Source organism: Cytobacillus praedii (genome assembly GCF_001439605.1).
GTDB lineage: Bacteria > Bacillota > Bacilli > Bacillales > Cytobacillaceae > Cytobacillus > Cytobacillus praedii.
Window position 1 is genome coordinate 226,838 of the sequence record NZ_LMBX01000002.1, and the last position, 26,133, is coordinate 252,970.

The 26,133-nt window shown below is 35.6% G+C and carries 25 protein-coding genes and 1 riboswitch; of the genes, 3 read left to right on the forward strand and 22 right to left on the reverse strand.

The annotated features are described in order from the left end of the window. Positions 1-183: 183 nt before the first annotated feature. Positions 184-411 (forward strand): DUF1128 domain-containing protein, encoded by a 228-nt coding sequence (locus ASU02_RS03000; RefSeq protein ID WP_053479034.1) that lies wholly within the window; start codon positions 184-186, stop codon positions 409-411. A gap of 46 nt (positions 412-457) precedes the next feature. Here the strand turns inward: ASU02_RS03000 and ASU02_RS03005 are convergent, their stop codons facing one another. The 8 genes from ASU02_RS03005 to ASU02_RS03040 form a co-directional block, all read right to left on the reverse strand. Beyond that, positions 458-1,054 carry a molecular chaperone TorD family protein gene (locus tag ASU02_RS03005; RefSeq protein ID WP_057760839.1) on the reverse strand — a complete coding sequence of 199 codons (597 nt, stop codon included), beginning with the start codon at positions 1,052-1,054 and terminating at the stop codon, positions 458-460. Between the two features lie 12 nt (positions 1,055-1,066). Then, positions 1,067-4,171, reverse strand: a complete 3,105-nt coding sequence (locus tag ASU02_RS03010) for a molybdopterin-dependent oxidoreductase (RefSeq protein ID WP_057760841.1) — start codon at positions 4,169-4,171, stop codon at positions 1,067-1,069. Next, on the reverse strand, positions 4,164-5,453 hold the full coding sequence (gene nrfD / locus ASU02_RS03015; RefSeq protein ID WP_057760843.1) for an NrfD/PsrC family molybdoenzyme membrane anchor subunit: 1,290 nt from the start codon (positions 5,451-5,453) through the stop codon (positions 4,164-4,166). The genes ASU02_RS03010 and nrfD overlap by 8 nt, the downstream gene beginning before the upstream one ends. 39 nt (positions 5,454-5,492) lie before the next feature. Further along, entirely contained in the window at positions 5,493-6,401 is a 909-nt protein-coding gene (locus ASU02_RS03020) for a 4Fe-4S dicluster domain-containing protein (RefSeq protein ID WP_057760845.1), read from the reverse strand. A gap of 16 nt (positions 6,402-6,417) precedes the next feature. Beyond that, positions 6,418-6,624, reverse strand: coding sequence for a twin-arginine translocase TatA/TatE family subunit (gene tatA, locus ASU02_RS03025; protein ID WP_057760847.1), 207 nt, complete (start codon positions 6,622-6,624; stop codon positions 6,418-6,420). 197 nt (positions 6,625-6,821) lie between these two features. Continuing rightward, the gene (locus ASU02_RS03030) at positions 6,822-8,156 is read right to left on the reverse strand and encodes a sigma-54-dependent transcriptional regulator (protein ID WP_057760849.1); all 1,335 of its coding nucleotides are present in this window, start codon (positions 8,154-8,156) and stop codon (positions 6,822-6,824) included. Further along, the gene (locus ASU02_RS03035) at positions 8,153-10,240 is read right to left on the reverse strand and encodes a sensor histidine kinase (RefSeq protein WP_057760851.1); all 2,088 of its coding nucleotides are present in this window, start codon (positions 10,238-10,240) and stop codon (positions 8,153-8,155) included. Before ASU02_RS03035 ends, ASU02_RS03030 begins: the two co-directional genes overlap by 4 nt. 2 nt (positions 10,241-10,242) lie before the next feature. Next, complete coding sequence (locus ASU02_RS03040) at positions 10,243-11,250, reverse strand: ABC transporter substrate-binding protein (RefSeq protein ID WP_057760853.1); 1,008 nt, start codon at positions 11,248-11,250, stop codon at positions 10,243-10,245. A 183-nt stretch (positions 11,251-11,433) separates the two neighbouring features. On the opposite strand from ASU02_RS03040, the gene mnmH reads away from it, so the two are divergent. Both mnmH and ASU02_RS03050 read left to right on the forward strand, forming a co-directional pair. Next, on the forward strand, positions 11,434-12,492 hold the full coding sequence (gene mnmH, locus ASU02_RS03045; protein ID WP_057760856.1) for a tRNA 2-selenouridine(34) synthase MnmH: 1,059 nt from the start codon (positions 11,434-11,436) through the stop codon (positions 12,490-12,492). 174 nt (positions 12,493-12,666) lie between these two features. Further along, a complete protein-coding gene (locus tag ASU02_RS03050) occupies positions 12,667-12,996 on the forward strand; it encodes a helix-turn-helix domain-containing protein (RefSeq protein ID WP_057760858.1) in 330 nt (109 codons plus the stop codon). Positions 12,997-13,129: 133 nt separating this feature from the next. On the opposite strand, the gene ASU02_RS25655 is transcribed toward ASU02_RS03050, so the two are convergent. The 14 genes from ASU02_RS25655 to ASU02_RS03110 form a co-directional block, all read right to left on the reverse strand. Then, positions 13,130-13,267 (reverse strand): anti-repressor SinI family protein, encoded by a 138-nt coding sequence (locus ASU02_RS25655; RefSeq protein ID WP_082631688.1) that lies wholly within the window; start codon positions 13,265-13,267, stop codon positions 13,130-13,132. Between the two features lie 38 nt (positions 13,268-13,305). Continuing rightward, a riboswitch (cyclic di-GMP riboswitch) is annotated at positions 13,306-13,397 on the reverse strand. A 288-nt stretch (positions 13,398-13,685) separates the two neighbouring features. Then, positions 13,686-13,985 (reverse strand): DUF5658 family protein, encoded by a 300-nt coding sequence (locus tag ASU02_RS03055; protein ID WP_057760860.1) that lies wholly within the window; start codon positions 13,983-13,985, stop codon positions 13,686-13,688. Positions 13,986-14,108: 123 nt separating this feature from the next. Next, positions 14,109-14,231: a DNA-binding anti-repressor SinI gene (sinI, locus tag ASU02_RS25660; protein ID WP_232426138.1), complete on the reverse strand. Its 123-nt coding sequence runs from the start codon at positions 14,229-14,231 to the stop codon at positions 14,109-14,111. A 101-nt stretch (positions 14,232-14,332) separates the two neighbouring features. Further along, positions 14,333-14,539: a hypothetical protein gene (locus ASU02_RS03060; RefSeq protein WP_057760862.1), complete on the reverse strand. Its 207-nt coding sequence runs from the start codon at positions 14,537-14,539 to the stop codon at positions 14,333-14,335. Positions 14,540-14,632: 93 nt separating this feature from the next. Next, positions 14,633-15,193: a TasA family protein gene (locus ASU02_RS03065; protein WP_057760865.1), complete on the reverse strand. Its 561-nt coding sequence runs from the start codon at positions 15,191-15,193 to the stop codon at positions 14,633-14,635. A 46-nt stretch (positions 15,194-15,239) separates the two neighbouring features. Next, positions 15,240-16,043, reverse strand: coding sequence for a TasA family protein (locus tag ASU02_RS03070; RefSeq protein WP_057760867.1), 804 nt, complete (start codon positions 16,041-16,043; stop codon positions 15,240-15,242). Between the two features lie 68 nt (positions 16,044-16,111). After that, entirely contained in the window at positions 16,112-16,744 is a 633-nt protein-coding gene (locus tag ASU02_RS03075; RefSeq protein WP_057760870.1) for a TasA family protein, read from the reverse strand. An 81-nt stretch (positions 16,745-16,825) separates the two neighbouring features. Next, positions 16,826-17,422 (reverse strand): signal peptidase I SipW, encoded by a 597-nt coding sequence (gene sipW, locus ASU02_RS03080; RefSeq protein ID WP_057761112.1) that lies wholly within the window; start codon positions 17,420-17,422, stop codon positions 16,826-16,828. Between the two features lie 1,071 nt (positions 17,423-18,493). Further along, positions 18,494-19,732, reverse strand: coding sequence for a right-handed parallel beta-helix repeat-containing protein (locus tag ASU02_RS03085; RefSeq protein WP_057760872.1), 1,239 nt, complete (start codon positions 19,730-19,732; stop codon positions 18,494-18,496). 381 nt (positions 19,733-20,113) lie between these two features. Beyond that, positions 20,114-21,109 carry an ATP-grasp domain-containing protein gene (locus tag ASU02_RS03090; protein ID WP_057760875.1) on the reverse strand — a complete coding sequence of 332 codons (996 nt, stop codon included), beginning with the start codon at positions 21,107-21,109 and terminating at the stop codon, positions 20,114-20,116. Positions 21,110-21,129: 20 nt separating this feature from the next. Then, positions 21,130-22,386 (reverse strand): type III PLP-dependent enzyme domain-containing protein, encoded by a 1,257-nt coding sequence (locus tag ASU02_RS03095; RefSeq protein ID WP_057760876.1) that lies wholly within the window; start codon positions 22,384-22,386, stop codon positions 21,130-21,132. Between the two features lie 49 nt (positions 22,387-22,435). After that, the gene (locus tag ASU02_RS03100; RefSeq protein ID WP_057760878.1) at positions 22,436-23,362 is read right to left on the reverse strand and encodes a beta-1,6-N-acetylglucosaminyltransferase; all 927 of its coding nucleotides are present in this window, start codon (positions 23,360-23,362) and stop codon (positions 22,436-22,438) included. Continuing rightward, positions 23,359-24,444: an acyltransferase family protein gene (locus tag ASU02_RS03105; protein WP_057760880.1), complete on the reverse strand. Its 1,086-nt coding sequence runs from the start codon at positions 24,442-24,444 to the stop codon at positions 23,359-23,361. Before ASU02_RS03105 ends, ASU02_RS03100 begins: the two co-directional genes overlap by 4 nt. Further along, complete coding sequence (locus tag ASU02_RS03110; protein WP_057760882.1) at positions 24,429-26,111, reverse strand: M28 family peptidase; 1,683 nt, start codon at positions 26,109-26,111, stop codon at positions 24,429-24,431. The genes ASU02_RS03105 and ASU02_RS03110 overlap by 16 nt, the downstream gene beginning before the upstream one ends. Positions 26,112-26,133 lie beyond the last annotated feature (22 nt).

A 26,133-nucleotide genomic window follows, 5' to 3' on the forward strand; every position in this document is an offset into this window, starting at 1 on the left:
AGGACCGGTTCTTTCGATAAAGGAAACACGAAGAGCGATAGCGCATTTGTGCTTGACTTATCGTTGGGAAGAAACCTGAAGTTTGATAGTCGATACCGCTTGCGCTACACATTTATCTTCATAAAAAAACATTAATACTTACGTTACAAGCTGAATATGATAATTCTGGGAGGGGATGTCTAGGTGAATCTTACTATAAAGTCAACTGAGAATGTGGAGTACATGATTGAAGAGATTAAGAATAAGCTGAAGGTATTAAATTTGGGAGCCATTAAACCATCGCATTTCGATGAAGAAATGTATGAGGAATTAAAAGATATTTACGATCTTGTGATGAAAAAGAACTCCTTTAGTCCTAATGAAATGCAAGCATTAGTAGAGGAACTCGGCAGTCTTAGGAAAAACAAGTAAAAATACAGCCTTTTTTAGGCTGTATTTTTACTATCATCTTATTTTTTCAAGCAGCATTACCTATTTCCTCTGTCATAATCTGAATATAAAAATTTAGAAATTCTTTAAAAAATGGATGCTTAATCTTTGGCTCTGCATTCTTCTTCAGTACTTGCAGAATCGGGAAAATATAACGGCCAATTATATAATGATTTAATTCAGTAAGCTTGCTTTTATACTCTTCATCCTTTTCAGCATCAGCTTTTATGCTTTCTTGGATTACAGAACTAAGAAAAGCAGTAATGCATCCAAAATGATCTGGATAAATCTCTTTTTCAAGCGGATATAAGAAACCAATCTTCTCATATAAACCAATCAGACAAAGCAGATCCTTCTTCCGTTCCTCGTGTTCATCATGCCCCTTTTTAATATAAGAGGAAAAGTAAGGCGAGACAAAATAGTCACCTGGAATTAAAAAATGATTCTCATACCATAAACTCACTTCCTCTCTCCTATAATAAGTGTGGAAAGGGAAGTTCTTTATCAATTCTTTATCCATATTTCGAAAAGTTTCTTCATACCGATCCCATTCTCCTAGCCAAACACATGACAAAATATTGGTTAAGACAAGTTGACCATATCGTTCCTCTTTCGACATCTCCATCATGATCACCTTTTATATTAAGACTTTTTCAATATCAACAAAAACATCCTGCTGGGCTGGCCCTCCAATTAATAGGTCCGCTAAAAATCCTTCAAAATAACTATCATCCTTATCAGCTAGAGCATTTACAGAGAATCCTTGTCCTCGTCCTCTTGAATAACCTGATTCTTCATGCATTGGTGTATTCGTATTAAATGGGAGGTGACCATACTTCTCTGCCGGTTTTATTATTTTCCCATCAATTTTTTCCTCACTTGAACCGTATGCATAGTGACCAAAGCTAAAGTTTGCACCTACAACTCCTGGTTTTATCCCTGGTGTGACGAGTACCCTTGCTTTTTCTTTCGTACTGTTGGAAATGATATGGACAAAATCAGCCGTTTTAATGCCTTTTTTCTTTGCATCTGTCGGGTTCATCCATAAATAATTCTCGTCTCGAACTTCACGAAGCCACGCGTTACTTTCATTTCGATGTGTTCCCATATTCCTTGATTTCCAGTTAATAAACTGAAATGACTTATTGGATTTATATACCTCACCATTATATTTCCTAATTTCATCTGAAAAAGCCACTCCCTCAAAAAACTTACCTGTATAGGAGCTTTTAAATCCTGCGGCTTTTTCATCATAGAAATGAACTAGATTCGCCCATTGGTATTTAATATGCGGTCCAATATGTTCATCTCCCTGAGCCTCGTATCTTCCACCACGATTTAGGACATATACAACCTTTTTCCATTCATCTGGTTTAACAGAACTTTTCAGCCTATTTATATCAAAATATTTCCCCAGTGCGAGTTTCCTAGCTTTCTCGAAAATCACCATTTCTTGTTGACTTGCATCCTTTACTGCCTGCTTTCCATCGAAGGCAATATTCGCAACCATTTTTAAATAATAATCTTCAGGACTATTAATTGGAGATCCATCAGCAAGCGCGTTATCCCCAACACCTGGCAATCCCATTTCTTTCAAGAGATCGATATATACTTGTTCTGTCTGTCTTGCATTTGGTACAACTCTAGTTACCGGCTGAATAACACTTGCAAATTTATATTTCAATATAGGGAAAATTGCCTCTGTATTCCAGCTCTCTAAGTAGGATAAATCAGGCAAAATAAAATCAGCATATTTTGTTGATTCACCAATTACAATATCAGAGGATACAACAAGTTCGACTACTTTTGTATCTTTTAAGAATTTCTCCTGCATATCTGACCTTGGGCCAGACATAATTGGAGATGTCCGGTTCATGATAAGCGCTTTAATCTTATACGGATAACCCTCTGCAGCACTCGGGAGAACATCTTGAATAAGTTTGTTCCCTAGAGGATACCAAGGTCTTTTAGCTGGATAGCCATCTTTTTCGAATAATGTTGTTTTTTCATACGGTGTTTTATGACGAGTAACTGGTATTCCCCAAGAAATGTTTGGATTTGGTACAGAAGCTAAATCATATCGTCCTTCAGTTGTTTTATATTTTGCACCTAATGCAGTGTCGCCTCCTACCCAATCATGATTGCCTACTAAATGGTTGAGCATATTTATCGCACGGCTGCTGTAATATCCATTCGTATGCATGGCTGGTCCACGATAGGAGTGAATCCCCACTTTCTTGCCATGTGAAGTAAACTCTTTCGCTATTTGGGTAATCACATCTACAGATACATCACACTGAGCCGAATATTCCTCTAATGTTTTTTCAAACGCCTTCTCCTTGAAAATGGTAAAAGTAGATTTCACCTTCATTCCATTGATTGTTGTATTTACCTCTAGATCACCATCTGTCCCCTTTGTATGCGGAACAGGATTTCCTTTCTCAAGAACAACAAATTCGTCTTCACCTAATCCTAAATCCTTCGCTCTTAAAAACGGTCTTTTCGGATCTCCAACATTAACAAGATAAGACGCATCACTCCATGTTGGTTCATTATCTAAATGTGCAGCTCCTTCATTCGGGTTTCGCAAGTATATTTCATCATAACGTTTATTCTCAATAATCCATCTGCACATGGCCATTGCAAGTGCACCATCGCCACCTGGTTTTACCGGAACCCATACATCTGCTTTTTCAGCTGTCTTACTATAGCGGGGATCAATAACAACCATTTTCATCCCACGTTCTATTGCATTTGTAATTTGTGGTGCAAATGTAGTAGGACCACGGTTTGCTGTCATAGGATTTGTACCCCATACTAATACATATTCTACTTTCTCATAGTCTGGGATCATCCGTTTTTTCTGTTTTGTTGCATCGAAAGAACGAACGTTGCCCATCACACTCGTGATTCCGCAATACCCACCATGGTCATAGTAATTAGCTGTACCTAAGCTTTTCGTTGCTAAACGTTCAATGAAATCCCTTCGATGCCCAGCCATAATTGCAATTTGATTCGATTTTGGTCCTAAATCAGGATGATTTGTATCGATTAATATATCTTGATATTTTTTATCAAAAGCTGATTTTTCCATTTCCCCTGTTTTCACTTTATCCCAGTCAGCCATGACTTTTTCTTCTGGAGCAAATGCCCATAACTCTTTCAAGGATGGAGTTTTTAATTCCTTGCTTCCTTCTAGAATTTCTTTATAGGCTTCTTCCCAAGTTAGTGTTTTCCATATTCCGCTTCCTCGTTCACCCACTCTTTTTAATGGATGCTGTACACGAAATGTATCATATGCAGTTTGTATTCCAGCTTGTCCTTTTAAGCAAGTACGTCCCCCACGGAATCCTCTGCCACTTCTAGCTACATCTCCAGTTCCTTTTACCGCTTGTTCAAGTGGAGTATCATAGTTTATATGACCGTAAGGGACCATGTTTATCGGGCTATATTGATTTCCAGCAATTTTTCTAATAATCGATGTGTATGCTCCTCCAGCACTTCCAGCAACAATATAAGCTTTAATCGTACAAGTGGAATTGCATTGCTGACACGATGTAAAAATGACATTTTCAGCTGTATAATCTTGATAATCAAGACCAACACCATGTTCTTCATCTACCCATACTCCGTTAATGACCTGTTTTACTGGGCCAATAAATGCAGGACCTATTATTGCAACCGCACCAATTGATCCTAGTGCTTTTAGAAAACCTCTTCGATTCATTTTTTCCTTACTCATGTTTACTCACTCCCTTTTCGTGAGAGTCTAGTTCATCTATTGGAAATAGTTTCTCACCAATTGTATAAAGAATGAGACACATGGCAATGACTCCAAAAGATGTTAACCACTCAGAAAGATTCATATAATAATTTCCATAAGGCATTCCATCGATTTTTGGCATTATTAACGTTGGTATTACCATATTGAAACGTACCCCAACTACACCAATTAGTACCATAACAGAAGCACCTAGAATCCAATTAATTGATTCTCGTGTTTTTTTGATTACTAATAGGATAAGCGGGAACAACAAGGCAAATCCCATTTGAAAGATCCAGAAAGACCATGAATAAGGACTGCCCATTATTAATTGAAGCGTTCCAATTTCTTCATGCTCTAACCCATAGAATCCAACTAAAAATTCATACCAGACCATGATAATTTCAATTCCGATAAATAGGGCGAGCATACTTCCCAAGGAACGAATCATTGAATGATCTGCCTGTTGTTTTTTCACTTTACATTTAATCACATAGATTGCAATGGATAATGCTGTGCCAGATACTAACGCAGATATAATAAAAATTAATGGGAACAGTGCAGAATTTAAATAAGGCTGTGCTTTTAGAACTGCAAAGATGGAACCTGTTCCACCATGAACCCCAAAAATCGCAAGCGGGATTCCAATAATACCCATTATTTTCAAGCGCTTTTTATCCTTTCCTTTATCAATATCCGTATATTCCTGTTTATTGAAAATGAGGAATCTTGATAGTTTCCCTTTGAAATTTTTGCTTTTTGCTACTTTTACAAGATCATTTCTCATAGAAAAATACAATTCAACTACTAATAGAATTAGGTAGACGATATAGAAATGAATTTCCCATGACATGGTACTCGTTACATTCCAATAGATTACAGCATTCATGACGTGATCTGGACGACCAATATCCAAAAAAACAAATAGAATACCAGTAATCATACAAACAATCGCAGAAAGTAATGCAGCTCTACCGATTTTTTCAAATTTTTCCATACCAAATCCATAAACTAATGTAGATAATAAGAATGAACCAGCACTTAAACCAATAAAATAAATATAAAAAGCAATCCAACCGCCCCATGGTACAATATTAGATAGATAAGTAGACTCCATTCCTTGCATAAAATAGCCGGTAATTATTGAATACACCCCTATACCAAATACAATGAATAAGGAAATCCAGTATATTTTTTCAAGTTTCCTTTTCTTATGTTCAGGGGTGAGCATATTGTTAGCTAAGTTTGCCTTCGTACTCATAAAATTCACTCCTCCTTTTGGTACTCAAATAATGCTCCGTTATCTTAAATACACAACTCTTGGCTTTGTACCTAACTCTTCTTTTAACCGAAATGCTCTAGGACTTGCGGCAAGCTTTGAAACTACACTATTCGGATCACTCATATCTCCAAAATATCGGGCATCTCCAATGCAAGTTTCCACACATGCAGGCTCTTCACCACGCTGGAGGCGATGATAACAAAAACTGCATTTCCTTACCGTTTCTTCAGGAACAGCTCCTTTTTTGCGTTTTCCCCGCTCAATTCCATATTCAGGACTTGTTACGTCATTATATCCGACCATTTCTTGTTCATAACTATTTCCGAAATCATAAGATCTTGATCCATATGGACAAGCTACCATGCAGTACCTACAGCCGATACAGCGATCATTATCAATGATGACGATTCCATTTTCCATTTTATATGTCGCTCTTGTTGGACATACTTGAACACATGGAGGATTGTCGCATTGCATACAAGGCTTCGGTAGATTAGTGATTGAAAAGTTCGGATAATCACCCTTAATCGTTTCTAGGACAACATTATAAGACATACCCGGCGGTGTTCTATTTTCCGCTTTGCAGGAAACGGTACATGTATCACAGCCCACGCATTTTTTTAAATCTATAACCATCCCCCATTTGGGACCAGTTCCTGCTGAGGTTGAAGAGTTCCGACCAGGTTCAGTAGGTCCACTAGCATACTGATCACCAAATTCTTTTATGAGCGAAGCAGAATACACCCTATGAAAATCCTCAATCTTTAATTTCCCATTAATCACCTTTCTAGCATCTCTTGCCATATTCTTCCCTAATTCTGAATCATATGGGCTTGTAGCCAGTACTTTATCTGAATTAGGAACAAATTGATCTGCTAGCTTTGAATAATCTTCAGGTTGTAAATAACTTTTCGAATGAATGGCCATATTAATAAACTCCTTTCTATTTTGATGCTGTATCTTTTCCTTCTTCCATATCCTTCTGTACATCCTCAGTCATGTCACTTGTCAGTTCACGAGCTGACTTTTTAAATTCCCTTAATGTTTGTCCAACAGCCCTTCCAATTTCAGGAAGTTTTTTTGGACCAAAAATAATCAGGGCTAAAACTAAAATTAGAATTAATCCTGGAATACCAATGTTTGACAACATCTCTTCACATCCTTTATTTATGTTCATAATTACTCTTGCAACTATCATGCCAAAACGAATATTTTTTATAAAATATGCGCAAACCCTATTCTCTAAATAAAAAAAGACGGACAGAAAGAAGTATTCTTTCTATCCGCCGTATAAAAATTGACTTTTTGTCACGCTTTGACTAATTGCTATATGCCATTTTGTCAGTGTTATTCCTCAACTAATTTATATTGATCAATTTTTCGATATAAGTTTCTTACACTGATTTCCAAAACTTCAGCTGCCTTCGTTTTGTTCCATTTTACATTGTTTAAGACTCCTTCAATATGTATCTTTTCCAATTCCTCTAAGGAGCATAATGATTGCAGCTTTTCTATTTGCGCAAATTTCCGGGTCGGCAAAAGTAAATCTGCAGGTTCAATTTGTTCGGATCGAGATAATAGATTTCCTCTTTCAATAATATGTTGGAGTTCCCTGACATTTCCCTGAAAATCATAATTCTGTAATTCAAAAAGTGCCTCTGGAGAAAGTCTTTTCCCTTGGATTTTCCCTTTAGTAATAAAATAATTGATTAAGAGCGGAATATCTTCTTTTCTATCCCTTAGAGGAGGAATTGTTAATTTAACAACATTTAATCGATAATATAAATCCTCACGAAAATGACCTTCAGCCACTTCATCCTCCATGTTTCTATTTGTTGCAGCTACTACCCGAACCATCACTTTTCTTTCCCTTATATCACCAACACGCCTAAATTCACCTGATTCGAGAAATCTAAGTAGTTTCACTTGGAGCAATATTGGCATTTCACCCAATTCATCCAAAAATAAAGTTCCTCCATCTGCCGCTTCAACTAGTCCCTTTTTATCATAATTCGCCCCAGTAAAAGCACCTTTCACATGTCCAAACAATTCACTTTCTAATAGTTGTTCAGGTATTGCAGCTGAATTTACAGCAACAAACGGTTCATCCGCACGACAGCTCCAATAATGAAGAGCTTTTGCAAACAGTTCTTTCCCTGTTCCACTCTCACCTTCAATAAGAACTGGTACATTACTATCAGCAATCCTGCGAGTAAGCTCAAGAACTTCAGTAAATATCGGACTTTCCCCTATAATTTGAAACTCATTATGCTGCTTAATAATTTCTTTCATACTATCATTCTTATGTTTCAATTTCCTGCTTTCTTCCGCCTTCTGAATGGTGATTTCAAGTTCTGAGAGATTGTACGGTTTGGTCAAATAATCAAATGCACCAACCTTCATTGCTTCTATCGCTGTTTCAATCGTTCCATGGCCTGTTAACATTAATATTTCAGTCTCAGGCTGAATGATTTTTGTTTTCTTTAGAAGTTCAATTCCATCCATTTTCGGTAAACGAATATCGTAAATCGCTATATCAAACATGTGCTTCTTCAATAATAGGAGAGCATCTTCTGCAGTTTCTGCACACTTCACTTCATAACCTTTTCGAATAAGCCTTTTTACTAGAAGTTCCAGTAAGTCTTTCTCATCGTCAACAATTAATAATCGAGCTGAATTCATTGCTTGTCCTCCTTAAATCTTGTTTCAGCTGGAATGCTTACTATTATCATAGTCCCTTTACCTACTTTGCTCTCCACCATAATCGTACCGCCAAATTCCTCTATAATTCCATAACAAACAGATAATCCCAAACCTGTCCCTTTTCCGACTGGCTTTGTAGTAAAAAACGGATCAAAGATTTTTTGCATTTCGTGATTAGGAATCCCACAGCCATTATCTTTTATTTTAAAAACAAAATTCCTATTTTGCTGAAAAGCAGAGATCGCTACAGTCCCATCTTGATTGATTGCATCAATTGAATTATTAATTAAATTCACTAGTACTTGCATTAGCTTTATACTATCTCCAGCCATATATGGCATTTCTTCTTGTATAGATACATCTAAAAGGACATTCTTCTTTTTCAAGGAATACTCAACCAAACTTATACTGTTTTGAATTATTTCTTTTATATCAAACTGTGATACCTTCCAATTAGATTTTCTGGAAAAATTTAATAGATTTCCTGTAATTCTCTTACAACGATCTGTATTCTCTTTTATTTTTCTTAAATACAAAGCCATTTCAACCTCATCTAAATCATCATCATATTGCTCAAGACGATCAATTAAATCCTCAGCATATACATGAATCGTTGCAAGAGGGTTGTTCACTTCATGCGCAAAACTTGATGCCATTAAACCTAGCGCACTAAGTTTATCTGTTTGAATCATCTTTTCTTCCATTTGTTTTTCCTCAGTAACATCTTCAATCACAATTAAATACTCCCCTTCCCCCTTTATAGCATGGGTAAGCGGAAAAACTCGATGCCTAAATAGGCGCTCTTCACGATTCCCTCTTTGCATCCTCATAATTGTGTCTGCGTTTTCATTTATTTCAGGACAGGTTATTGGACAATTATCACAAGGTGTATTCATACCGCCAATTAATGTATAGCAGGGCAATTCAATTTCTTCTTTACTCATCCAACTCTCAAGCAAAGGATTCGTCCAAGTCACTTCATAATTCTTTGTAACAAGTGCTAATCCTGCACCAATTCCGTTAACAACAACATCTAGCCGCTCCTTTTCCTGTTTCAAACGAAATGATTTCTCTTGAAGTTCTTGACTCATTTCATTGAAAGACTGGGATAGTTGTCCTAGTTCATCATTTCTATTTAATATAATTGGTGAAGCAACATGTCCAGCTTTTAATCTCCTCATTTCTTTATCAAGAAGAACGATTGGAGCTGTAAAATAGAGACCAGCATAAATACTGATTAAACTCACAAAAAGTGTAACAATTACTGCAACCATTAATCCTTTCATAAACATATCATTGATTGGCTCGTATGCAGTTGTTTTAGGCTGTTCCATTATGATTGTCCAGCCTAGATCAACTAGTTCTTCCCTAACTCCTAACATTTCCTTGTTATCTGCCTCTGGACTTTGATGCCATAGTTTCCTATAGTCCTGGTGGGCGATTACTTTCCCTTCACGGTCTAGTAAATATAGATAAGATAAATCATCTTGTTTTAATGATGATATCTGCCCTATTATTTTTTGTAATTGAATTGTGACACCCACAGCATTTCTACGTTCATTTTCCCTATAAACTAAAGCTATCTTCATAACAGGCTGTCCAAACTGATTAAACTCTACCTCCCCATATATGCGGTCATCAGACTGAAAGACATCCCACATTTCATCAGAAAACCACCGCTCATTAGATTCTAGAATGTTAAGATCATATCTAGAAACCTTTTCCTCTATTCTTCCACTCTCATTTATAATGACTACTTCCTCTATTGAAGTATTTTTCATTAATAAATCATAAAATATTGGCTGCTTATCTTCTTTATCATTAATAATCGAAAACATTTGAACTTGCTGAAAGATCTGGTTAAATTCTAATTCAATTTCACCTGTTAGATTTTGGAGCACCAATTCTTGTTTACTTATGATTCTTTCTTCAAGATCTGGTTTGACATTGCTATAATAGTAATAACTGATTAATAAAAGCGGAATTGTTGACATAATAATCCCAAAAACCAATACTTTCACTCGCATAGGCTGAGAGTGTAGCCAATATATGATTGACTTCATTATTATTGGCTCATCCCTTCTGCATTAGGATTAATAAACTCTGCCAAATGTATAATATCCTTATTAAGGCTAATTCCGAGTTCAGATTTTACTTTTTGATTAACGATAAATCGGATATTATCAGGCATCTCAACAGGAATATCTGCTGGTGAGTTTCCTTGAATAATTGAACTAACAAATCTTGCTGATTGGTATCCCTGGTCAAAATAGCTGGTACCATAGCTTGCTAAAATCCCATCTTCTATTTCATTCTCATATAATCCCATTACAGGTACATGATATTCCTTTGAAAACTGAGCAATTTCTTTTGAAAGTAACTCCATCTTAAATCCTGGCATAACCAAAATCGCATCATTCAGATGTATTTTATGTTTCATTTCGCTTAAAAAGTTTTTTGAATCACTTACATTCCATGGGATGATTTCTAATGAAAGTCTTTCAGCTGCTGCCTTCACATTCTCAAGACTCAGTTTACTCACTTCAATATCTTCATCATAAAGAATGTGAAATCTACTAATCGAAGGCACTAAATCACGGAAGATCTCCAGCCTTTTTCCTGATAAGCTTGTATGGTAATTATTTATGCCTGTAAAGAGACCTCCAGGTGAACGATAATCCTTGATGAGACCAATTTCCTTTGGAGCGGCCACTCCAGCAAACACAACAGGAATTTGTATATTCTGCTTTTCCATTATTTCCTTCAACTTCAACGTTTCTATTCCGCCTAAAGCAACAATTAATGCTGGCTTTTCATTTAATAAATCTTCAATTTGAGATGCGAGTGTTGCTTCTTGATCTCTCCCGCTTTTCACCAAAAATTCGGTTGACCAATCATCATATCCTAACTCCTTCATCCCTTTTTTAAGGCCGATTAACTTTTCATATCTGCTATCCCCAATCATAATAATGCCAATTTTCAAAGGCTTTTGATCTTTATTACTTATAAAGGGGAAAGTAATAATAGAAAGCACCATAATAGTAAATAAGAAAAAATACCATTTTATTTTCATAGGAAATCACCTCCCTCAAAAGACCCACCTTCACTATATCGAATATTTATGATTTAATACCTTGCTAAAAAGGAGAATTATATGAACCTTCCATTGTCTGCATGCAATTTTTAACAGGAGGTTTTCTTTATTAACATTAAGGGCTAAAATAGTCTTTATATATGTAAATTCGGAGGAACACTCATGAGAGAAATTACTGTTGATCAATTCGTCCAATTGAATAATGCCGTTTCAATTGATGTTCGCTCACCTGGAGAATTTAAAGAATTTCATATTCCAGGAGCCGTCAATATTCCATTATTTACAGATGAAGAGCGGGTTATTATTGGTACAATTTATAAACATGAAGGAGCAGATGTCGCAAAGTGGAAAGCGATGGAATTAGTCTCGCCGAAGATTCCATCGATTTTAAAGGATATTAAAGCTATGCATGAAAAAGGATCTGAACCGGTTATATACTGCTGGAGAGGTGGAATGAGGAGCAAGGCAGTAGCCACGTTTATCACTTTTGCAGGCCTTTCTATTCCTCGGCTTATCGGCGGGTATCGTGCGTATCGACAATATATTCTTGAGAAAATTCCATCCCTGCTCCCAGATAAGGCAATTACCCTTCATGGAATGACAGGTGTTGGTAAAACGGATGTGTTAAAGGGTTTATACAATAAAGGATTGCCTGTCATTGATTTAGAGGGATTAGCAGGGCATCGAGGGTCTATTTTTGGTACTTTCGGGTTATTCCCTGGAAACAATCAAAAAACGTTTGATTCCCTTCTATTTAAATCATTAACGGAAATGATTGACTCCCCCTTCTTCATTATCGAGGCTGAAAGTAAACGAATTGGTAAGGTTGTATTACCTGATGAACTTTTAAAGAAAAAGCAGCATGGTACCAATATTCATTTACATGCTTCAATGAGATCACGGGTTGAGCGTATTTATAATGACTATTGTTTGCCATATGTACACGAGGATTGGTTTCACGAAAAGGTAGTTGAACGTCTTTCTTTCATAAAGAAACGTATAAAGAGCCATGAAATTATTGCTTCTCTTAACGAAGCAGCGTCCATTAGAGAGTACAAAACTGTCATCCAAATTCTTCTTGAAGATTATTATGATCCCCGTTACGCACATAAACAAATGGAGTATAGCGAGCCCTTTCATCATATCGATGCAGAAAATACCGAATCAGCGGTTAAGGGAATTATGCAGCTATTTCATACAAAAAATGCTCTAGCCAATTAACCTAGAGCATTTTTTCTTGAGATTTTTAATTATACGGACAGATATTATAAAAGAAGCTCGTATATTTATGATAAAATACTAATATCTTTTCAAACCTGTTGTTCTTAATATGGAACTTCCCGTTGTTTTTTGGTATGATTATATTACATATTATAGTAAGGTGTGTGAGATTGGATGATCGGTGAACGAGTTAAACTACTACGAAAGGAAAAGAAAATGTCCTTATCCGAGCTTGCCGAACAAGCTGGCGTGGCAAAATCATATTTAAGTTCGCTCGAGAGAAACTTGCAAACAAACCCTTCGATTCAATTTCTTGAAAAAATTGCTGCAGTGTTAAATGTCCCTGTCGATCATTTAATTCATGAACAGCCGAATAAAGAAGAATTGGACTCAGAATGGATGAAAATTGTACAGGAAGCCATGAATTCTGGCGTTTCTAAAGACCAATTTAGAGAGTTCTTAGCATTTAATAAATGGCGAATTGATCAAAATCAAAATAAATAAAGTACTTTAACATACAAGAAGGGTCAGGGGAGCTGTATTAATTAGCCTCCATGGCCTTTTATTTTAAAATAAAAAGTATTTCTTAGTTGAGATAATTCTCGCAAGAAATACTTAAAACTTGTCCCCCTCACATTCACCCTTTAAGTACTATTTCATTAACCCCGCTTTTCATAAAAAACTCTTTAATTTCTTCTTTTGCGATTCCAATCTTTTTTGCCTCAATAATCAGCTCTAGCCATTCCTTATCCAATTCCCCCGTAAGCACTTTCATCTCAACCACATAGTTCCCCCCAAAATACGAATCGTATTTAAGGCAACCCAGCCATCCTAGTATTTATCAAACATACCTTAGACCTGTGACTTTGCGTCCCTGCCTTTCAGCAGGTTTGCCTTTTTCTATATCCTTATATATAGGTAATATATTCTATATTATGAATTTTATATGATATTCACCACTAATGGTGTTGATTTTTGTCTATTCAGAAAATTTTTGTTCTGCTCTTTTTATCCCTAATTCGACATTGTTCTTTCATTCCAAAAAGGCATTATGCGTATATTGACATTTAAAATGCCTGCAAGGAATATTCATTATAACAATCGTAGAAATAAGTCGAAAAATATTACTTATTATTGCCTGCTTAAGTCATTGACAATTTATTTTATTTTACAAGTTTCTACTACTAGTAATACTAAATAATCAATGGCAACACCCATACACCATGCAAGCCGATAACGATGGTATAGATTATAGAGGCTGTAATTGACAAAGCTTTTATTAATCGATTAGTTGGAAGTTTCTTTGTTAAGACCAATCCATAAAGAACACATGAGAGAAATAACTTATATCCAAGAAAAAGCAAAGGATTTATAACATAAAGCCCACTCATTATAGGATTGCTTTCTTCAATTATAGAGAATTGAAGACCCCAATAAGTAACAGCTCCATCAGCTATATTTATTATTGCTAGGTAAGAAAATATGAATTTCAAAATGACCATCCTTTTTGGCAAAGTGGGGATACACTTGTATTTTTTCTAAAATAAAAAGCATTTCCGAAAAAGGTGTGCCTTCTCTCAGAAATACTTAATCTATTACTCATTCTTTTCAATTTTTTATATTTTTTGATTTAAATAGTCCAAGATCTCTTTTTTCTCTATTCCTAAATTCTTTGCTTCTATTATTAATTGCAGCCATTCTTTATCTATTTCTGTGACCTCTATTTTTGTCTCGAACACAATGTTCCCCCCAAATAGGAATCTTATACTAGATAATCTATTTTTATTAACCTCTCCCATTGTCTATGCATCTTTTTTTCAAAAAAAAAACGGTCCTACGCCTATACTTTCATATAGGCGTATCCTTTTCGATAGGCCTCCGTTTTTTTTCGAATGGGTGGCCGTTTAATATTTATCCTTTCTAATGTCATCGCATCAAAAAAAGGATAGATTGTTAAATCCTGACCACAAATTGGGCATAACCATTCACCCTTTTCACTGCTGCTGAATGATGGGCGGCAGCAGCGATCACAGTTTTTTTGGTACATGCAAGGATTCCTCCTAACCAATGAATATGTTGGAAAACCATATTTTTGAAAGGCAGGAACTGAACCCCACCTTTAAACTTTGTTATTAAAATACTATTTATTTGAACCTTCCTGTTGCTTAGCATCAAAAGCCCATGTAAGTTCTAAACCATCATCTTGGAACTTATTCTGATCTTCCCCATTATCAACAAACTCAAATTGGACAGTAAATTTAGCATTCTTTGCACCAGCAGGGAAATGTTTGAGGACTTGAACCGGATTATCCTTTATTTCTGCCAAGGTTTTCCGGAAAATAACTGTATCTTTACCAGAGGCATTGTATAGGTACTCCACCATAATATGCTCCCCAAAGTCTTCTCCCGCATTATCACCTTTTTTATCAAGCACTTTATAAGTGGAGTTTAGCAGGATTTCCTTCATATCAAGAGACCCATTATTTGATAGCTGAAAGTACCTAAAGAAACGGTCTCCAGGCTTAATGTTATCAATGTTAATAATTCTTTCTTTATCGATCCCTAAATCTAATGTTCCAGCAGCAAAGGAATTATTTGTTGTTTCTACATCGTTAAAGTATGCAAATGTCCCCCCACCAACTAATGAAATACCTAGTGCTGCAGTTACAATTCCTAAACCTATTTTCTTTTTAATACTCATGACTAGAATCCTCCTCATAAACTTTATATTTATTTCAGGTACAAAATTATCCGCTATTCCGATTTTTACGTTTATATAGGTATGGTAAGATACTTCCAGTGACAAAAAGTATACTGCCAACAAATAGAATGTTATAAGTATTCGTCGCTCTTATGGGTAGGAGATTCTCTCTAATTTCTGGTGAAACAATGATTGTACCGTTCGAACTGTTTGTTTCGATCACTTCACCGTCTGGCTCTTCTCTGGAGTTTTCTGCAACTTCCTCTTCCTCATTGGGGTGTTTATCATCTGTACCTTCTTCATTGTTGTCGCCTACAACAGGATCTCTGTCACTTAAATCACCTTCACCCGAATCACCTGAACCAATATCGTCTAAGGTTTCAGCAACAAATAATATTTCTACTTCCGCTCCAGAACTTTGAAATGTATTGCCTAAAACGTATGGCATTGTCACTTGGAAAAATAGTGTCTCAGTTTTTCCTGTTGCTAAATTTCTAGGATTAAATCCTGTAAACTTGTCCATTTTCCCGTTATACAATACTTCCTCATCTTTTTTAATGATTAAGTCTAGTTCTTCTAACAGTCCTTTAACAGACTTTTTCTCTCCTATAATCGCGATATATTTAAAATCCTGAGTTCCAGCGTTGGATATAACGATATCCCTAGGCATCCAATCCCCGGGTTTTAAGTTACCTACTTCAAAAATGTAGCCGTTGGGATTCATTTTCGTATGTATATCAATTTCTTTATCAGCTGCCTTTACGCTTGTCTCTCCGACTACCATTAATAGGAACATGACGGCTATTCGTGCGATTATCGTTGGTTTAGCCAATATAGTTCTAGTTTCCATGGCATAACTTCTCCATTTAATTTTTAACAAAAGGCGGGAACGAATTCCCGCCTTTTGTTATTAATATATTATTTTGATTCACCTTCTGTTTGATGAGCAGTGAATGTCCATTCAAGTTCTAACGCATCACCTTGGAATTCGTTTTGGTCTGCATCATTATCAACGAATTCAAACGCTACGTACATTTGATCAGCAGTGCCAGCTTTTAGACCGCTATCTTCTCCACCTAAGCCAAGGAGCCAAGTCCAGTAGCTATTTAAATTTTCCACTGCATCAGGAGTCTGATTTTGAAGATCATATAAAGTTGTCTCAGAAATTACGTCGTTGTAATCATCAATAACCCAACCATCACCTGTCTTGTCTGCATTTTCAAGGAAAAGTACCTTAATATGTTTGCCAAAATCATCTACGTTGTTATTGTTAGCATCTACAACATTGTATACAGTGCTCAGGTCAATTTTAGAAATGTCTAAAGTCCCGTTGTTTTCTAGCTTAAATTCTCTTACCATCGTATCCCCAGGCTTGATGTTTGTTACATCAATAATAGTTGTTGGATTTGCTGCTAAATCTAAAGTACCAGCAGCAAATGTGTTATTTGTAACTTCTGTGTCACTAAAGTAAGCAAATGTTCCTCCGCCAACTAAAGAAATACCTAGTGCAGCTGATGCGATTCCTAAACCTAATTTTTTCTTAATGCTCATTTCCAATTTCCTCCTCTTACCCTTGGGGTATGTATAATTTTTTATATTGACCCTTGTATGTTTACAAGGAGTACAACCGAATTAAGCTGGTTTTTCTTCTGTATCACTGTCTGTTTTTTTCTTTTGGGGATCAAGTTCTTTAAGACCTTGATAAATGCTAAAAGCTGCATAAACTAAGAGTAATAGCCCTGGAGTAATCAGTAATATTGCACTTCCCTCTTTCGACTGAGCAAAATCGATAAAATAACCTACATAAGGAATCGTAAAGCCGGAGTAAATGGCCTGTACGTTATCTGAAAGGACTGGATCTATATCAGCTGCATTGTTGTTATCCCCTTTTGTTTCGTACATCACATGTTCACCGCTTGTTTTAATCCCGATAACTCTATGGGTAATTAATCTTTCTTCACTATCGATAAAAGTAATTACATCTCCTTCTTTAAGGCTTCTCTTTTCCTCCCCCTCAAGTGGTTGGACTGCTATGATAGAACCTGTTAAAAAGGTTGGTTCCATTGAGCCTGATAATACTGATTTAAGCTGATAGCCGAAAATCTGTGGTTCTCCTCTAGAAGCTTTTGATGAGATTACTAGAATGGCCATAACCACTAAATTAATAAATAGAATAGCAGTAAGGATACTACTTAAAATTTTTCTCGCTTTTCTCCAAGTAAACTTCATCATGCACACCATCCTAAATAAATAATTTTTACAAATATGAGTTTTCAAGAGAACTATTAGACACCATTCGTTCTTTGATACTAGTCTTTTCGTTCTCTTTAACGAACCTATTGATTTGAGTATAGTTCAAATGTAATATTTTGAAAAAGTTGAAATTCAGCTGTTTTTACGTTATAAAGAACGTTTTTTATCTGTTTCCTCCCAATTTCTTCAATTTGCTTACATTCTTGTGTTTTTTATCGAACTATCCGTTCTTTATAATGAAATTATGATTTTATAGCGAAATGTCCGGATGAAGATTATTAAATACATGTATCTATTTCACCCAGCACTTTTACTGCTGGCAGGTTCACTTCTAATCTGACTTCCCTATCAAATCTTGATGCCAACCCCCATTCATTGTAGGAATAAAAATAACTAGTAATAAGAGGTGTCATTCATAGGAGTTGTCCGTATGCTTTGAATGAACTGCATTTAGAATGAACAGTGAACCAAAAAAAGGCCAGTCCAAACTTTACATTTTGCAAAGAATGAACTGCCCTTTGTGCACACTGCAGGATAAATCACAACTTGATTCTTTAAATGTAGCATGTTACTCTCTAGAGGATTTATCAAGCGAACTGTCATAAATGAAATCATATCGCTACTGCCTAAGAATTCTCAAAGCCTGGTCCATCATCCAATAGAATCGCAACATATGTTGGAATCGCTAACAGTTATAGATGTGAAAGAGTAGTTTCTATGTTCAACTACGAGCAAGTGTTATTGTTTACTCCCATTCGTCCACCTGCTTTCTGAAAGAGTAATCGAATCCATCTCTCAGTTGTTCCAATTCTTTGGTACTCTTGATTAGATTCTGAAATTATTTGACTAATATATAAGTGATTAAAACCCCAACAGCTTGGAGTAGCAAATTAGATTATTCATTGCTTTTTCGGTAGTAATAGTTGTATAGAGGAATTGAAATGGAGAAAAAATTATTTATAACATTGGCCCCGTTAAATAAATATCACTAATTACTTTTATTTCTTTCGGTTCAACATTTTCTTCTGGGGGATTGGGTGAGGATTCTTAAATGTGGCCCATATCAACGCCTTGGTAACCAGCATTTCGAGCAATTGAGTTTTTGGTTAGCCCAAAATTTCTAGTACCAGTTAGAACTCCTGTAGGATCTATCATTACAGAGTTATATTTCGCTTCTACAATATAGTCGATTCCCCTAATTACATTTTTATTTGTATTTATCGCTGCTAATAGATTGTTTCGAATAATCGCAGTATTGGCATCATACATCTTTAAATCATATACAAAAATACAATTTGAAAGATGGCTCAGGCTTGGATATAGAATATTATTTTCAATCAAGAGATTTGCAACCTTAGCAACTATAAATATCCCGGTAAATCCACTGTTAAAAGCAATGTTATTCTGAAGTGTAATATTCTTCATCATATACGGCAGATTTGTTTCGCTATTATTAGAAGAAATATTGTAGCCTCTTAGTGAATCATAGACGATATTATTTCTAAATAAAATATTTTCTAATTTCCCGCCTGCTTCTGCTGCTGTTGAAAACCCAGCACCGTTAGGAACCGTTGCAATATTATCATAAACCTGAATATTAGATGAATCTCTCGAGAAGGCATCCACATAAATTCCTACTCTGACCGTATTATTTACATAGCAATCATGGATTGTACCATTTTTACAGCCATCCTTTACATCAATTCCTTCTTTGTAGCAATCAAGGACTTGGCAATTTTTTATTTCAAACCTATTAACATTTAATAAGGAAATGCCCTCTTGACCTAAATTTTTGTTTGTTTCTTTTGCAATAAAATTATCGATGAGAATATCTTCAGCAAATTCTACAAAAAAACCTGAACCACCTGCTTTGGTTACAGAACAGTTTTTTACTTGGATATTTCTTGAACCAACTGTTGTTGGCTCCTGATAGTCATCTCCGAAACCCATTCCATAAGCATTTTCTAAGTGAATTCCTTCAAAAAACCAATGGGACTGCCTATTAAAGTTGATGAGTCCACCCCAATTTCCATTTCCAGCCCATTTTATTCCTGTTCCATTTATAACAGGACGATGACCTGGATATGCTACAAGCTTTATGGGGCTATCCGAAGTACCTGATTTGTTTAATTGAATACGCTCTTTATACGTCCCGTTTTGTACATAAATAACATCTCCAGCACGAGCCGAATTAATGGCATATTGAATTGTTTTGAAAGGCTGACTTAACGACCCATTATAACTATTACTCCCCTTTGTAGAATTAACGTACAATGCCTTAGCCACTTTTATTCTTCCACCTCTCATTTTTGGCATAGTATTGCTCAATTCTATTGTATGCTCATTTATCCGTGGTGTTCTATTACAGTGGCCTTTTTTTGCATAGAAGAACACAATACCCATTCCCTATTGACAAAAATACTGTTTAGATTCAATAGGGAACGGGTAAAGAAAATTAGACTCTCCCTCACCAGCTTGGAGGGTCTTACCACGTACTACAACAGAAGAAAATGGTTGTAATGAGCCTTCATTTGCTAGTAGGGGACATTTTTAATAAAACCTTTAGGATTTCCAATTTGCCGGTTCCTATATTCACCACATATTTCTTCTATTCTCCTATCAGCTTTCCGCTTCAAACCTTTGTTTATCTTTAACACTTAAAATCATTTATATTTGCCCAGTTCCTATTCCTTTATCCACATTTTTCATTAACTTTACATCCTCGTATTTAACCATGATTAGATCTTCTTCATACTCAATATTTTGTAATTGATTTGTAAACCCGCTAAGATTTTTTACAATATTTTCAACAAAGTTCTGCCCTTGCATGTGTGCGTGCAAATATCCTCCGCCAAACCGTGGATTAATTTCGGAAATTACAAAACCATCTTTAGTAAGAAAACAATCAATATCGATTGGCCCCAGCGGTTTTAATACATTGACTAGTCTTTCAATCAGCTGCTTTAGGTCGTAATCCTTTACTGAAATGGATTTATCCGTTTCGCCAGCCCTCATCACAATCTTCTTTTTCATGAACATATTAACTAATTTTCTAGAAAATATATCTATATAGCAATCAACGCCAAATTCTTGACCATTCACAAACGGCTGGATAACAATTTCTGCTGTTTCATTTTTATAAATAAGCAGCTCTTCCAACGTATACACTTTGTTAATTCCAATACTTGCGCTGCCTTTTCTTGGTTTTATGATAAGTGGAAAATCCAACTTCCCCACTTTAAAATCACGAATAACCTCATCAATATTTATATATGTTGGAATACATGGTAATCCATTGTCGCTCAGAAATTGTGAGGTAGAATATTTATCAAAGCATATATCAACTGTTTGTTTATCCGACACAATGACATATATTCCTTCCTTCTCAAATTCCTCCACATGATTTGCTAACAAACTTAATTCCGGATCGATTAGTGATAGAATACCTGTTACCTCATACTTCTTACATACCTTTTTCAGATAGTCTATATAGCCAGAATCATCAATTCTAGGGACAACTTCATACATATCTGCAAAGTGTAAAGCTGGTGCGGTTGGAACACAATCTACTGCTATGACCCTTCCATTTACTTTCTGAAGCTCAGATCGAAATGCTTCTACTAGTTTCACTCGTCTGCCAACACTGCAAATTAAAACGTTCATATGAATCTCCTTCTTTACTATCAAAATAAATAGAGTGCTTCATTAAAGAATTCTTTAATCGTTTCTTTCTTGCGAGCAACAATGGTTTCTCCGTCCTTGATGGCAATAACGGCAGGCCGCTCTTTTATAAATGGTGGGTTGAATACAATTGTGTATGCACCAACATTGTCGAATAAAACATAATCCCCCATGCAAGGAATCGGAGAGACTACATTATGTGCAAGATAATCCTTCTCCATACAGGTATAACCGACTATGCTAAACGTCTTTTGGCTATTTCGGTTTCCTCCCTCATTTTGTGTAATCACCTGCATGGGTAAATTGTTTTTATGCATGGTTGGTTTAATATTATGAACACTGCCGTCAACCAAAACAAAAGTGTTATCTCTTACATTTTTCACTTCAATTACCTTTGCAGCGAATCGGAAGACATTAGCCACCAGTGAAATCCCTGGTTCAATGATAAGGAGCGGCTTGTTTTCCCAACCGGCAAATTCTTTGATCATTGTTTCTCCGATTGCCTCTGCATAATCATTAAAACTAGGTGCTTCTAAATGAAAACCCTTTGGCAACTCTCCATAAAAACCTCCGCCTATATCTATATATTCAATCGTGTCTTTGAAAAAATGCTTAGCTAGAACACATAATTTTTTCGTTATCAATCGGTATGCTTTAACACTGCGTGTTTTCGTTGAAAAATGACCATGTAAGCCAACAATCTTTACATTCCTTACATCACATAGCATATTTATAGCTGTTTGCAAGTTTCCGTTTTCTACACAGATACCGAATCGACCTACTTCATACCCATCCTGAAGCAAACTTTCACCACCATCTGATAGAGGAAAGTTTAATCGAAGACCTATTTTAATCATTTCTTCTGGATGATTGAAGCAATACTCCTTTACATACTCAATCTCATAAAGGGAATCGATATTCAAAATACTTTTATTATGTAAAGCCCTAAAAATATCATCCTTGGTTTTTACTGGTCCATTGAAAATAATCCGTTCTGGATTTTCTCCAAGCTTTACTGCCAAATCGTACTCCAGGCGAGAAACGACTTCTGCATATGCTCCTAAGCTTGATAATTCTTTACATAAAAAAGGTAGATAATTTGTTTTATAGGAATACCCGATGATGCATTTAGGATACTGACTTGTAAAAGCCTCCTCCATTTTCCGGTAGTTTCCTTTCAATTTATCTACATCCAGTAAATAAAAGGAAGAACCATATTCTTCTTCTAATTGAAAGATCTTTGCATAATTTAATTTCATTTGCTCATCCCTACTACGTTCCCCTGATTGTATAGTTGTCAAAATCCCCTTAACTTCCTCTCTTTAAATAATTTATATCTTTTGAAAGTGTTACTCTTTGATGGAAATAATGAATGATCGCTTCATCTGTGTTTTCTTCAAACTTTCTCGCAAAAAATTGATCTGACTTTTCTATTCGTGCTATGTCTTCACTTATTAGATCCTGTGGAGAATTTCTTTCACTTAATGTTTCTCCCCATTTAATAAAAAACAAATGATTATTCACTACATTTGACTTATATTTTGAATTCAAAATTAACGTATGAAAGAAACTTTCATCTGGGACTAAGGAGTTTGTAAAAAATGAGTAATACCATGGATTTTCCTCTAAAAATTGATTGATATATTTCGCAACATCAAAGGGGATAGTAAACCATTGGGAACCTTTGTAGAAGGAATATTCCCGTGGCCAGTAATTTTTATTAGGGAAAAGACTAATTCCTTTCCCGTATAAGCTTAATAGAATTCTGCGGATCATTCGTAATGGATGGCTATTTGTATACCTTTTTCTCATAATTTTAGGCCAACTAATATTCATTAGTCCCGTGTTTCCCTGACTTATATCTCTATAGTCTAAAAAAATGCTATTCCTATTTGCTCTCAAAAAATCTTTGAACCCATTCTTAACCAATAGATCCTGCCCGCTCCTTAAGCAGACAAAATCGTACTCATTTCCAGATGCCAGAACTTCCTTTAATAATAAAAGGGTGGCATCAATTTGACTGATGTCACCCCATTCACAATTAACACGATTCTCTAGGATATATATATTTGAACCTTTAACTAATTGATTATTCATTCCCTCATAACTTTTTTTATCAATATGAATATAGACATCAGCTTGTTCTTTATCAGTTAACTGCTGGATAAATTTATTTACCTGCTGAGGATTTTTATGAACTTGCAGTATAAATGCTGTACGGGGAGTCATGTTCATTGTGCATTCTCCTTTAATTCTTTCACTATTGACTTAGACTCATAACGTTGATTCCTCTTAAGCACCTGCTTTAGTTTTTTGTTTATTGGCTTTTCGATAAATGAGTAAACAAGACAACCACAGATGACTGATAGGGTTATAAACAAGATAGCTATGACGATATTTGAAAGTGGGTTAAACATAGGCTGAAGAAAAATGATTGTAAGTGCTGATATACAATAGTAGTGTGTTAAATAAATAGAAAAAGATGCATCACCTAAATATTGTGCGACTTTTGGAATCTTCAAGTCCTTTTGCAGGTCAATGGAGGAAAATCCTATGATAATAAAAACAGAAGCAATCGTTGTTGCAATCTCGATATTTAATGCAGTATATCCATATTGGGCATTTATCCAAGAGAGCGGAAATCCAGCAACACCAATAATCGCAAGAATCCATGATACATACAGATTTAGTCTTACCTTTAACACGATATACGCACAAGCAATTCCAGTTAAAAATATTAGATTGTAGCTGTTAAATAAATAGTTTAGAAGAATATTGGGACTACTTAGCAGCTGGATGCTAAAAGCTAAGGAAATCACTGCCCAAAGGATGGTTGCCGCTATATTTATTTTAACCTTTTTGAAAAAAACAATCGTAAAAATCAAATAGAAAAAAACAGTATGAACTAATGACCATGCCACATCAAGCACCAAATTAGATCCATTGGGGATAAGAAGAAATGAATAAATAATATCACCTATCCCTTTTTGCTTCTCAGGAGCAAGACTAGGAAATAACATAATGACAACGAAAACAGCCGTGGTCACAATCCAATAAACTGGATAGATTCTAATAAACCGACTGTATAGAAAATGTTTTATCACTTCCCGATTACCAAACTTATTATGATACAGATAATAAGCCATAAAACCCGACAGAGCAAAAAAATAATATACACCGCCAGATTTCAGAATGTCAGGGAGCATTAGAAAGTTATAATGAAAATAAACCATCATAAATGCTTTTACATGAAATAGAATTACAAAAATCGGGACAAAAGCCCGAGAAAATTGAATCAAGTTTAAGTGCTTTCGCATAGAGACTCGTCTCCCCGATTAAAATTTACAAGTGGAATGAAAAAAGCCCATAATAATGCAGTACATACTAACAGTACCTCCACATGATCAAGGGTTAGCAGCATATATATTATATACACGATAGGGGTAATAAACATGATGACAAGGAATGTAATCACTAATGTAATCCCTCTGCCAAACCCCTTCCACATACCTTTCACATAAAATTGCACATTTAAACCAATTAGCCCTATCAACGTGGGCCAAAGAAAAATATAGCTAGACCCCTTTATCAATAGACTCGTATAGATTACGATGAACATCAAAACAAAAAATGCCCCAACCGCTAAATTATTTACATTGATTTTCTTTTGAGCTAATTTATACGCTAGAAGAAATAAGCCCATCATTACTAGAATCATGGTAATGAATAATGGATGGCTCATTCTTAAATCTAACCCCATCGCCCAGCTGCTTTCGGAAAGAATGGTTTGTACACAACTCTTGGTTATATTGCCTAGAAAATAAGCCATAACCAGCATGAGCAGAAACAGTGCTATTCCGCCTGACAAACCCAAGATAGTCAGCTTTCTTCGTATAATGCCAACGATTGCTGTTAAGAAGAACAAAATTATAGCCATACACATAAACGGGATAACGAGATACTCTGGATAGGAAATAACCTTCTTTCCAAAACTATTAAAATAAACCCTATTCTCTTCATTATCTTTGGATACTACATTCATATTTCCGAAATATCGAACAAGGTCCAACATATTTTCCCCTTGATATTGCAAACTGCGTAAACTCAAATTTTCTACTGTGTCATCAGCAGAATGATAAGTGTGGACATTACCAAAAAAGGCAAAATTCAAACCAGAATTCCCTGCTTCTTTATAAATTGATAAATCCGTATCATTTGGCATAGTTTTGTAAAGTTCATTAATAAAAGAATGGGCTAATGGATAATTGGTTCCGTTAATAAATTCTCTTATTAATTTGTCATTTCCATTACTAGTTTCGAACATCACAGAAGGGCCACTGCTCCCCCTTGCCTCAAAATTAAGAACCATTTCAACCTCATGTGCCCAAGGATGAAATTGAGCAAATGCTTGTGCACCTAATAATCCTATTTCCTCCCCATCGGAAATGAGGATGACTAAATTATTCTTTAGCTCAGGGGAATGTGATAGCGCCCTTACTGTTTCAATAATTGCAGCTACACTTGCACCTGCATCCGCAGCGCCAAAACTTCCAGGAACACTATCATAATGTGAGGTAAGCATAATAGTGCCACTGGGTTCCTCACCCTTAATATAGGCTAAAATATTTTCAATTTTCCCTTCATATGGTGTTTCACCAATATATAAACCACTTTCAACCACTTGGATTTCTGGTTTTACTTCCAATTTCGCCAATTCAGACACGATATAACTTTTTACTCGTTTATGTTCGTTTGAACCAACAGGGTGGGGATTTGCAGCAATCTCCTTTAGATAAGTCTTAGCCCTCTCCGCAGAAAAATTTCTTCTATCCGCATCTAGTTCTACCACATCTGGTCCATTGATTTGGCTTAATCCAAGCCATACTGAAACCAAAATAGAAAGAATGAACAGGAAACTATAGACATTTTTTTTGATAGCGTTGCTTTTATTTGTCCCATTCAACAATAATCTCAATCCAATCATTCGGATTTTCCAATGCAGATGA

Excerpts from the sequence above, each read along its gene's own strand:
- ASU02_RS03095 (WP_057760876.1), bottom strand. The coding sequence starts at position 22,386 with ATGAAATTAAATTATGCAAAGATCTTTCAATTAGAAGAAGAATATGGT.
- ASU02_RS03090 (WP_057760875.1), bottom strand. The coding sequence starts at position 21,109 with ATGAACGTTTTAATTTGCAGTGTTGGCAGACGAGTGAAACTAGTAGAA.
- ASU02_RS03005 (WP_057760839.1), bottom strand. The coding sequence starts at position 1,054 with ATGGAGATGTCGAAAGAGGAACGATATGGTCAACTTGTCTTAACCAAT.
- ASU02_RS03010 (WP_057760841.1), bottom strand. The coding sequence starts at position 4,171 with ATGAGTAAGGAAAAAATGAATCGAAGAGGTTTTCTAAAAGCACTAGGA.
- ASU02_RS03050 (WP_057760858.1), top strand. The coding sequence starts at position 12,667 with ATGATCGGTGAACGAGTTAAACTACTACGAAAGGAAAAGAAAATGTCC.
- ASU02_RS03110 (WP_057760882.1), bottom strand. The coding sequence starts at position 26,111 with ATGATTGGATTGAGATTATTGTTGAATGGGACAAATAAAAGCAACGCT.
- mnmH (WP_057760856.1), top strand. The coding sequence starts at position 11,434 with ATGAGAGAAATTACTGTTGATCAATTCGTCCAATTGAATAATGCCGTT.
- tatA (WP_057760847.1), bottom strand. The coding sequence starts at position 6,624 with ATGTTGTCAAACATTGGTATTCCAGGATTAATTCTAATTTTAGTTTTA.
- ASU02_RS03030 (WP_057760849.1), bottom strand. The coding sequence starts at position 8,156 with ATGAATTCAGCTCGATTATTAATTGTTGACGATGAGAAAGACTTACTG.
- ASU02_RS03040 (WP_057760853.1), bottom strand. The coding sequence starts at position 11,250 with ATGAAAATAAAATGGTATTTTTTCTTATTTACTATTATGGTGCTTTCT.
- ASU02_RS03035 (WP_057760851.1), bottom strand. The coding sequence starts at position 10,240 with ATGAAGTCAATCATATATTGGCTACACTCTCAGCCTATGCGAGTGAAA.
- ASU02_RS03060 (WP_057760862.1), bottom strand. The coding sequence starts at position 14,539 with ATGTACCAAAAAAACTGTGATCGCTGCTGCCGCCCATCATTCAGCAGC.
- ASU02_RS03020 (WP_057760845.1), bottom strand. The coding sequence starts at position 6,401 with ATGGCCATTCATTCGAAAAGTTATTTACAACCTGAAGATTATTCAAAG.
- ASU02_RS03075 (WP_057760870.1), bottom strand. The coding sequence starts at position 16,744 with ATGAGCATTAAGAAAAAATTAGGTTTAGGAATCGCATCAGCTGCACTA.
- ASU02_RS03070 (WP_057760867.1), bottom strand. The coding sequence starts at position 16,043 with ATGGAAACTAGAACTATATTGGCTAAACCAACGATAATCGCACGAATA.
- ASU02_RS03105 (WP_057760880.1), bottom strand. The coding sequence starts at position 24,444 with ATGCGAAAGCACTTAAACTTGATTCAATTTTCTCGGGCTTTTGTCCCG.
- sipW (WP_057761112.1), bottom strand. The coding sequence starts at position 17,422 with ATGAAGTTTACTTGGAGAAAAGCGAGAAAAATTTTAAGTAGTATCCTT.
- ASU02_RS25655 (WP_082631688.1), bottom strand. The coding sequence starts at position 13,267 with ATGAAAGTGCTTACGGGGGAATTGGATAAGGAATGGCTAGAGCTGATT.
- nrfD (WP_057760843.1), bottom strand. The coding sequence starts at position 5,453 with ATGAGTACGAAGGCAAACTTAGCTAACAATATGCTCACCCCTGAACAT.
- ASU02_RS03100 (WP_057760878.1), bottom strand. The coding sequence starts at position 23,362 with ATGAACATGACTCCCCGTACAGCATTTATACTGCAAGTTCATAAAAAT.
- ASU02_RS03065 (WP_057760865.1), bottom strand. The coding sequence starts at position 15,193 with ATGAGTATTAAAAAGAAAATAGGTTTAGGAATTGTAACTGCAGCACTA.